Here is an 8,701-nt window from a genome sequence, read left to right on the forward strand (position 1 = left end):
GGTCATGGAGCCGGCGATCACGCCGGCCATGTAGGCGCCTTCGTAGGTGCGGCTGTCGTAGGTGCGCAGGTTGGCGGCGGTCTTGTAGCCGGTGGCGTGCTCGAACTTCACGTCGGGGAAGTCGGGCGCGAGCTTGAGCAGGGGCTCCATGTAGCCGAAGGTGGTGCCGAAGATCAGCTTGTTGCCCTGCGTGGCCATGTCGCGCAGCACGCGCTCGGCGTCGGCGCCCTCTGGCACGCTCTCGACGTAGCTGGTGACGATCTTGTCGCCGAATTCTTCCTGCACCGCCTTGCGCGCCTTGTCGTGCGCGAAGCTCCAGCCGCCGTCGCCGACCGGGCCGACGTAGGCGAAAGCCACCTTCAGCGGCTCGGGCTTGGCCGGCGCGGGCGCCGCCGCGGGGGCGGGGGCGGGGGCCGGTGCGGGCTCTTCCTTCTTGCCGCAGCCGACCAGGGCGGCGGCGACCGCGGACATGGCGGCGACTTGCAGCAGCGAGCGTTTGGACAGTTCAGTCATGTGCATCTCTTTCAGGAGGTTGGAGGTATTGCAAGAGGTAAGCGGATGATTATGAGCCGGGGTGGAACGGTTTTCCAAGGGACGCAGGCATGTTGACCCGGATCCACGCGGGATTGCGCGAAATCAACGCCAGCACGATGATGGTCGCCAGGTAGGGCAGCATGCTCAGCAACTGGCTCGGCACGTTCACGCCCACGCCCTGCATGTGGAACTGCAGCATGGTCACGCCGCCGAACAGGTAGGCTCCCAGCAACACCCGCGCCGGTCGCCACGTGGCGAAGGTGGTGAGCGCCAGCGCGATCCAGCCACGGCCGGCCACCATGCCCTCGACCCAGAGCGGCGTGTAGACGGTGGAGATGTAGGCGCCCGCCAGCCCGCACAGTGCGCCGCCGGCCATCACCGCGGCCAGCCGGATGCGGCGCACCGGATAGCCCAGCGCGTGTGCCGACTCGGGCGATTCACCGACCGAGCGCAGCACCAGGCCGGTGCGCGTGCGGTAGAGGAACCAGATCAGGGCCAGCGTGAGCGCCATCGCCAGGTACACCAGCGGATGCTGGCGGAACAGGGCCGGCCCGATCAGCGGCAGGTCCCCCAGCACCGGCACCGAGAAGCGGGTGCTCTCCGGCAGCTTGGCCTGCACGTAGCCAATGCCGACGAAGGCCGAGAAGCCGGTGCCGAACAGCGACAGCGCCAGCCCGGTGGCGTACTGGTTGGTGTTGAGCCAGATCACCAGCACGCCGAAGATCGCGGCCAGCAGCGCGCCGGTGGCCATGCCGACGACGAAGCCGAGCGCGAAGCTGCCGGTGTGGACGACGGTGGCGAAGCCCGCGATGGCCGAGCAGAGCATCATGCCCTCGGCCCCGAGGTTGACGACGCCGGCCTTCTCGTTGATCAGCAGGCCGAGCGAGGCCAGTGCCAGCACGGTACCGGCCGACAGCGTGGCGCCCAAAAGCAATGCGTAGGATTCCATCAACGCGCTCCGGCCAGGGTTGGTGCGCGACGCTGCCAGCGCACGCGGTAAGCGATCAAGGTGTCACAGGCCAGCAGCGTGAACAGCAGCAGGCCCTGGAACACGCCGGTCAGCGACTTGGGCAGGCCCAGGCGCGACTGCGCCAGTTCCCCGCCGATGTAGAACATGCTCATCAGCATGGCCGACAGCACCATGCCCACCGGGTGCAGGCGCCCGACGAAGGCCACGATGATGGCGGCGAAGCCGTATCCCATCGGCACGTAGGGCGTGAGCTGGCCGAGGGGGCCGGCCACCTCCAGCGCGCCGGCCAGGCCGGCGGCGCCGCCGGAGGTCAGCAGCGCCAGCCAGAGCGCGCGGCGTGAGGAGAAGCCCGCGTAGCGCGCCGCCGCCGGCGCCAGCCCGCCCACCTGCTGGGCAAAGCCGGCCTTGGTGCGGAACAGGAAGATCCACAGCACCGCCGCGCCCAGCAGCGCGATGATCAGGCCGATGCCCACGCGCGAGCCCTTCATGAGCCGCGGGATCTGCGTCACCGCGTCGAAGCTGCGGGTCTGCGGGAAGTTGTAGCCCATCGGGTCCTTCCAGGGGCCATAGACCAGGTAGCCCAGCACCAGCACGCCGACGTAGACCAGCATCAGGCTCACCAGGATCTCGCTGGCGTTGAAGCGGTCGCGCAGCAGCGCCACCAGCCCGGCCCAGACCATGCCGCCGGCAATGCCGGCGAGCAGGATGGCCGGCACGATCCAGGGCCCGGTGGTCTTGTCCGCCAGCAGCGCCACGCCGCCGGCGGCGACGGCGCCGATCACGTACTGGCCCTCGGCGCCGATGTTCCAGACGTTGGAGCGGAAGCACACCGCCAGCCCCAGCGCGATGATCAGCAGCGGCGTGGCCTTGACCATCAGCTCGCCGAGCGCATACGGGGTCTTGATCGGGTCCCAGAAGAACACCTGCAGGCCGCGCACCGGGTCCTTGCCCAGGGCGGCGAACAGCAGCACGCCGATGACGACGGTGATCGCCAGCGCCAGCAGCGGCGAGCCGTAGCTCCAGTGCCGCGACAGTTGCGGCCGGGGTTCCAGCTTAAACATGGCTTGCCTCCTCTGCCGCGACCTCGGGCTGCGCATCCCACAGGCCGCTCATCCATTGGCCGATCTTCTCCACCGTGGCGTCGGCCCGCGCGATGGAGGGCGACAGGTGGCCCTTGGCCATCACGTGCAGCCGGTCGCTGATCTCGAACAGTTCATCCAGCTCCTCGCTGACCACCAGCACCGCACAGCCGGCGTCGCGCAGCGCCAGGATCTCGCCCCGGATCTGCGCCGCCGCGCCCACGTCCACGCCCCAGGTGGGCTGCGAGACGATCAGCAGCCTGGGGTTGGCGTCGATCTCGCGGCCGACGATGAATTTCTGCAGGTTGCCGCCCGACAGCGAGCGCGCCGTCGCATTCGGGCCGCCGGCCTTGACGTGGAAGCGCCCGATGATGTCGCGCGCCTGCCGCTCCAGCGCGCCGACCTTGATCCAGCCGCCGCGGCCCACCGCATTGCCGCGCGTGAGCAGCAGGTTGTGCGCCAGCCCGAGCGTGGGCACGGCGCCGCGGCCCAGCCGCTCTTCCGGCACGAAGTGCAGGCCGAGCGCGCGGCGCGCGTCCGGCCCCAGGCGGCCGGCGGGCCGGCCCGCCACCTCGACCATGGCCGGCGCGGCGCGCGTGTCCTCGCCCGACAGCGCATAGAGCAGTTCCTTCTGCCCGTTGCCCGAGACGCCGGCGATGCCGACCACCTCGCCCGCGCGCACCTCCAGCCGCACGTCGCCCAGGTCCACGCCGAAGGGCGACTCGCGCGTGAGCGAGAGGCCCTGCACCCGCAGCACCGGCGCGCCGAGCCTGGAGGGACGGTGCTGCAGCGCAGGCGGCTCCGCGCCGATCATCAGGCGCGAGAGCGAGGCGTTGGATTCCTCGGACGGGTTGCATACGCCGGTGACCTTGCCGCCGCGCAGCACGGTGCAGGCGCTGCACAGCTCGCGGATCTCATGCAGCTTGTGGCTGATGTAGAGGATGCTGCAGCCCTCGCTGGCGAGCTTCTTGAGCACGACGAACAGCTTCTCGACCGCCTGCGGCGTCAGCACCGAGGTGGGCTCGTCCAGGATCAGTAGCTGCGGGTCGGTCAGCAGCGCGCGGATGATCTCCACGCGCTGCATCTCGCCCACGGAAAGCGTGTGCACCGGGCGCGCCGGATCGATGTCCAGGCCGTACTCGGCGGCCTTGGCGGTGATGCGGCGCGTGACCTCGGCCAGCGCGTGCGACTTGTCCAGGCCGAGCCAGACGTTCTCTGCCACGGTGAGGGTGTCGAACAGGCTGAAGTGCTGGAACACCATGCTGATGCCCAGCGCCCGCGCCTCCTGCGGGTTCTTCACCTGCACGGCGCGGCCGTTGAAATGGACGCTGCCTTCGTCGGGCTTGACCGAGCCGTAGATGATCTTCATCAGCGTGGACTTGCCCGCGCCGTTTTCGCCGAGCACGGCATGCGTCTCGCCCGGCTGCACCGTGAGCGAGACGCCGCTGTTGGCGACGACCGCCGGATAGCGCTTGGTGATGCCCGCCAGCGCCAGGCGTGGCGGCAAGGGAGGTGGATTCATGCGGGGAATTGTCTCAGTTATGAAACGGGCGGTCCGCCCTGAATATCAGGTAGAAAATAGGCCGAAGCCCAATCTGCACCTGGGCCATCAGCTATTCTTTCCGTAGCATTGCCGCCACCGACCTGACGCGCTCGCGCAGCCAGGCGCCCGAGGCAGAACTATGGGTGCGTGCATGCCAGAGCTGGTAGTACATGAGGCGTGGGAATTCGATCGGGGGCTTGAGGATGACCAGCGGGCCGCTCGCCAGGAAGCGTTCGCAGTACTGGCGGCCGGTGGTGAGCACCAGCAAGCTCTGGGCCACCATCGCCGGGATCAGCCCGAAATGCGCGCAGCGCGCGGTGATGTTGCGCTGCAGGCCGAGCGCGTCGAGGTGCTCGTCGATCACGCCGCGCGCGCCCGGATGGGTGGGCGTGGGCGCCACGTGCTCGGCGTCGAGCCATGCGCTCTTGTCCCAGCCGCGCCGCGCCGCGGGGTGGTTGGCATTGACCAGGCAGACCACCTCGTCGCCGAACAGGCGGCCCATGTGCAGGTCCTCGGGCGGCTCGGGCCAGTTGCCGATCACCAGATCGATCTCGCCGTGCGACAGGTGGGCGTGGTAGTGCGCGTCGGCCGACAGCGGGTGGATCTCCACCGGGCACAGCGGCGCCTGCGCCTTGATCTGGGCCATCAGCTGCGGCAGGAACAGCGGGTCGAGGTAGTCGCTGGCGGCGATGCGGAAGGTGGTGCTCGCGCTGTGCGGATCGAAGCCGCGCGCATCGGTGAACAGCACCTCCGCCGCACGCAGGATGCGCGCGGCCGGCTCCACCATGCGCAGGCCGGCATCGGTCGGGATCATGCCGGCGCCGGACCGCACCAGCAGCGGGTCGCCCGCGAGATCGCGCAGCCGCTTCAAGGCGGCGGAGACCGCCGGCTGGTGCATGCCCAGCCGGACGGCGGCCCTCGATACGCTGCGCTCCATCAACACGGTATGCAACACCCTTATGAGATGGAGGTCGATCTTGTCGAAAAGGGCTTGGTCTCTCATAGCGGCGCCTGCATTCTCGTCATATGCCATCACGTATGGCAGGCCGCAGGCATGCGGCGCCGGGGATGGCGTGGGGGGGCTCGCGGCACTGTACATCCAGATGCCGGGAGAAACGCGGCTTCCCCCAACGCAAGCGGCATGCCCGCTGCGCGCACGCGCGCGGGGCGCGGCGGCCGCGCGCCCTCAGCGCGCCAGGCGCTGGTCCGGGCGGACCTTGCCGCGGCTGCCGGAAGGCTGCGGGCCGTCCGCGGCCATCGGAGCACCGTCCTCGCCAGAGCCGCCGCAGCCAGGGCGCGGCAGCACCGCGATCGGGGACGACCAGTCGCCATGGTCCCGGCAGCGGGCGTATGCCAGGGCCTGGTGCACGCCGGCACAGCGCCAGGCGACGTACAGGTGCCCGTCCTCACCGGCCATGAGCGCGGGCGTGCCGGGCGCGATGCCCTCGCCGCAGATGCGCCGCGCTTCGGTCCAGCTCGACCCGTAGTGGCTGGAGCCGTCGTGCACCGCATAGCACGGGCGTTGGCCATGGGCCGAGCACCACACCATGTACAGCCGCTCGCGCCACACCGCCACCGCCGGGCCGGACTGCGATGCGTTGACGCCGGCGCCGGCGGTGAACGCGCCCTGCCAGTGGATGCCGTCGCAGCTCACGGCATACACCAGTTGGTCCTGGTAGGGCGAGCGCCAGAAGACGTAGAGCCGCCCCTGGAAGCTGGCGATCGACGGACCACTGCGCGTGGCCATGCGCACGCCGTCGCACTGCAGTTGCCAGCGGCCTTCGGCGCCGTCGATCGGGGCGACGCAGACGCTGCCTTCGCCATCGCTGGCCTTCCAGGCGATCCAGGTGCGGCCCTGGAACTCGCACACGGCAGGCGTCTCCTGCGCCGCCTCGACGTCTTCCAGCACCGGTCCGGCCGCACCGAAAGCGGTCTTGCGGTACCCCCGTTGGCCGCTGCCGGCCGGGCGCCGGACCGTGGAGTGCGGCCGAGCCGCCGCGGCAGGCCCAGCGCCGGCCGCCTCCGCCGTCGGGCGGGCCTGCGCGCCGGGCGGAATGTTGCGGCTGACGACGCCGCGCACCCTGTCGGCCTCCAGTTGGTCCAGCAGGACGACGCCGCCCGCGCCGGCACCGGGCGACGGCAGGCATTCGCGCGGCCAGAGGATGTCCGGGTGCTGGGCGAGAACGCCCCGCTCGCGTTCCTGGCCATACACCACGATGGCGCGGCCGACACCGGAGAATTCGCGCTCCAGATATTCCAGGCTCAGCTGCGGTCCGTGCGCGGAATGCACCATCATTCTGCCGAGCCTTTTGCGCAGCATATTCACCACTTCCCTGTGCTGCTGCCCGCTCATGCCATGGAAACTGCTGAAATCGATAATGACCAGTTCGCGCGGATTCGTGCGCAGAAAATCCGCCACCTGCTCCAGCGCATCGGAAACCCGGATGCTCCTGAACCAATGGCACAGCGCCGGTGCGATGCGCTCGGGCGTCAGCGCGGGGCCCAGCAGCACCTCGCCGGCCACGCGCAGGTGCAGGTAGCGGGCGCCCGCGTTCATCTGCTCGAGCAGTGAGGCGGACTGCGCCGCCATCCAGTCGCGCACGGTGGCCTGCAGCCCCCGGGAAACCAGTGCGCGCACCCTGGGGGATGCGTCCGGAGTGAGCTGCAGTTTGGCATTGGCCAGCGGGATGCCGCAGGTGCCGGCGGCGTGCGCTCCGGGCAGCGCCATGCGGCAGAGGGGCATGCGGAGAAAATCCTTGATCGCCAGGCCATAGGCCAGATCGTGCATCCAGGTTTTTCCGTGGAAATCCACCGCGCCTCCAGTCAATGGCCATCAATAAAGGCGGCTGTGTGATATTCCGGAAAATCACGGCAGCCAGCCTGTAAAATTCTCTGGAATCTAGAGGCTCGCCGCCCCTGCCTCAATTACATGCAATTACCGGGGTTATTCCATGGCCCGGGGCGGAGCGCAGGAAATTCGCCGTGCCCGCACGCGCTGCGGCGCCGCCCGCCGCGGCAAGGCTCATAGCCTCTGCGGCATCGTCGCTATACCTGCAAGCTTATGCCGCAGGAGCGGGCCGGACCTAACCTTGCCCAAAGCTGCTGACCGTTGCCACCGCAACCCATCATCCCCTTCTGCGCATGACCACCACCCGCCCCCTCCAATTCATCCGCCGCGGCCGGCGCGTGACGCTGCACGGCGTGCCGCCCGACCGCACCCTGCTCGACCTGCTGCGCGAAGACCTGCACTGCACCGGTACCAAGGAGGGCTGCGGCGAGGGCGACTGCGGCGCCTGTACCGTGGTGCTGGGCGAACGCACCCTGCGCGAGGACGGCAGCGCCGCGCTGGAGTACCGCGCGATCAACAGTTGCATCCGCCTGGCGCACTCCATCGACGGCATGGCGCTGTGGACGGTGGAGGACATCGCCGCGGCCGACGGCACGCTGCACCCGGCGCAGGAAGCCATGGTGCAGTGCCACGGCAGCCAGTGCGGCTTCTGCACGCCGGGCTTCGTCATGAGCCTGTTCGGCATGTACCAGCAGCGCGTCTGCCGCGGCGAGACCATCACCCGCGCCGTGGCGCAGGAAGACCTCTCGGGCAACCTGTGCCGCTGCACCGGCTACCGCCCGATACTGGACGCGGCGCAGCAGATGGCGGCCCTGCCGCCGGTGCCGGTGGACGAAGCCGATCTGCTATCAAAACTAGAGCTAATAGCCCAGGCAGCACCTGGGCTTGAGCCTGATTCTTCTCAAAACCTGGTTTACCACGCCCCCACCACGCTGGCAGAACTGCTGGCGCTGCGCGCCGCCCGGCCGCAGGCCCAGGTGGTGGCAGGCTGCACCGACGTGGGCCTGTGGGTGACCAAGCAGCACCGCCATTTCGCCGAGGTGCTGGACGTGACCCGCGCGGCCGAGCTGCGCCGCATCGTGCGCACGCCCGGCAGCCTGCGCATAGGCGCGGCCGTGACGCTGCAGGACGCCTACGCCGCGCTGGCCGCCGACCGCCCGCAGTTGCACGGCTTTGCCGCGCGCTTTGCCGGCCTGCCGGTGCGCAACTCGGGCACGCTGGGCGGCAACGTGGCCAATGGCTCGCCCATCGGCGACTCGATGCCGCTGCTGATCGCGCTCGGCGCCCGCGTGGTGCTGGCCAGCGTGCGCGGCGAGCGCAGCCTGCCGCTCGAAGACCTCTACACCGGCTACCGGCAGAACGTGATGGCGCCGGACGAGCTGCTGGCCCGCATCGACGTGCCGGCGCCGGCAGCGGGCGAATTCCTGCGCGCCTACAAGATCAGCAAGCGGCAGGACGACGACATCTCCGCCGTCTGCCTGGTGCTCAACCTGACGCTGCAGGGCGGCATGGTGCAGCGCGCCGCCATCGGCGCCGGCGGCGTCGCCGCCACGCCGGCGCGCGCGCGCCAGGCCGAGGCGGCGCTGGCCGGCCAGCCGTGGACCTGTCTCTTATACACATCTCCGAGCCCACGAGACCGTACAGGAAATCGCGTATGCCGTCTTCTGCTTGAAAAAGGGGGGGGGGGGGGGGGGGGGGGGGGGGGGGGGGGGGGGGGGGGGGGGGGG

The 8,701-nt window shown here is 69.9% G+C and carries 7 protein-coding genes; 1 reads left to right on the forward strand and 6 read right to left on the reverse strand.

Features of this window, described 5'->3' with window-relative positions; translation table 11 throughout:
- The 6 genes from JHD63_RS20460 to JHD63_RS20485 form a co-directional block, all read right to left on the reverse strand.
- Positions 1-513: BMP family ABC transporter substrate-binding protein (locus JHD63_RS20460; RefSeq protein WP_198972649.1), on the reverse strand; the 513-nt coding region annotated here is incomplete at its 3' end.
- A gap of 49 nt (positions 514-562) precedes the next feature.
- Positions 563-1,483 (reverse strand): ABC transporter permease, encoded by a 921-nt coding sequence (locus JHD63_RS20465; protein WP_198972650.1) that lies wholly within the window; start codon positions 1,481-1,483, stop codon positions 563-565.
- Entirely contained in the window at positions 1,483-2,565 is a 1,083-nt protein-coding gene (locus JHD63_RS20470) for an ABC transporter permease (RefSeq protein WP_198972651.1), read from the reverse strand. The genes JHD63_RS20465 and JHD63_RS20470 overlap by 1 nt, the downstream gene beginning before the upstream one ends.
- On the reverse strand, positions 2,558-4,105 hold the full coding sequence (locus JHD63_RS20475) for an ABC transporter ATP-binding protein (protein WP_198972652.1): 1,548 nt from the start codon (positions 4,103-4,105) through the stop codon (positions 2,558-2,560). Before JHD63_RS20475 ends, JHD63_RS20470 begins: the two co-directional genes overlap by 8 nt.
- Positions 4,106-4,196: 91 nt before the next feature.
- Positions 4,197-5,129 (reverse strand): LysR family transcriptional regulator, encoded by a 933-nt coding sequence (locus JHD63_RS20480; protein ID WP_198972653.1) that lies wholly within the window; start codon positions 5,127-5,129, stop codon positions 4,197-4,199.
- A 183-nt stretch (positions 5,130-5,312) separates the two neighbouring features.
- Positions 5,313-6,869 carry a hypothetical protein gene (locus JHD63_RS20485; RefSeq protein WP_198972654.1) on the reverse strand — a complete coding sequence of 519 codons (1,557 nt, stop codon included), beginning with the start codon at positions 6,867-6,869 and terminating at the stop codon, positions 5,313-5,315.
- A 398-nt stretch (positions 6,870-7,267) separates the two neighbouring features.
- On the opposite strand from JHD63_RS20485, the gene xdhA reads away from it, so the two are divergent.
- Positions 7,268-8,701, forward strand: a 1,434-nt coding sequence (gene xdhA, locus JHD63_RS20490) for a xanthine dehydrogenase small subunit (RefSeq protein ID WP_198972655.1), incomplete at its 3' end; no start/stop codon positions are given.

The organism is Xylophilus sp. ASV27, from assembly GCF_016428875.1.
Classification (GTDB): Bacteria; Pseudomonadota; Gammaproteobacteria; order Burkholderiales; family Burkholderiaceae_C; genus Xylophilus.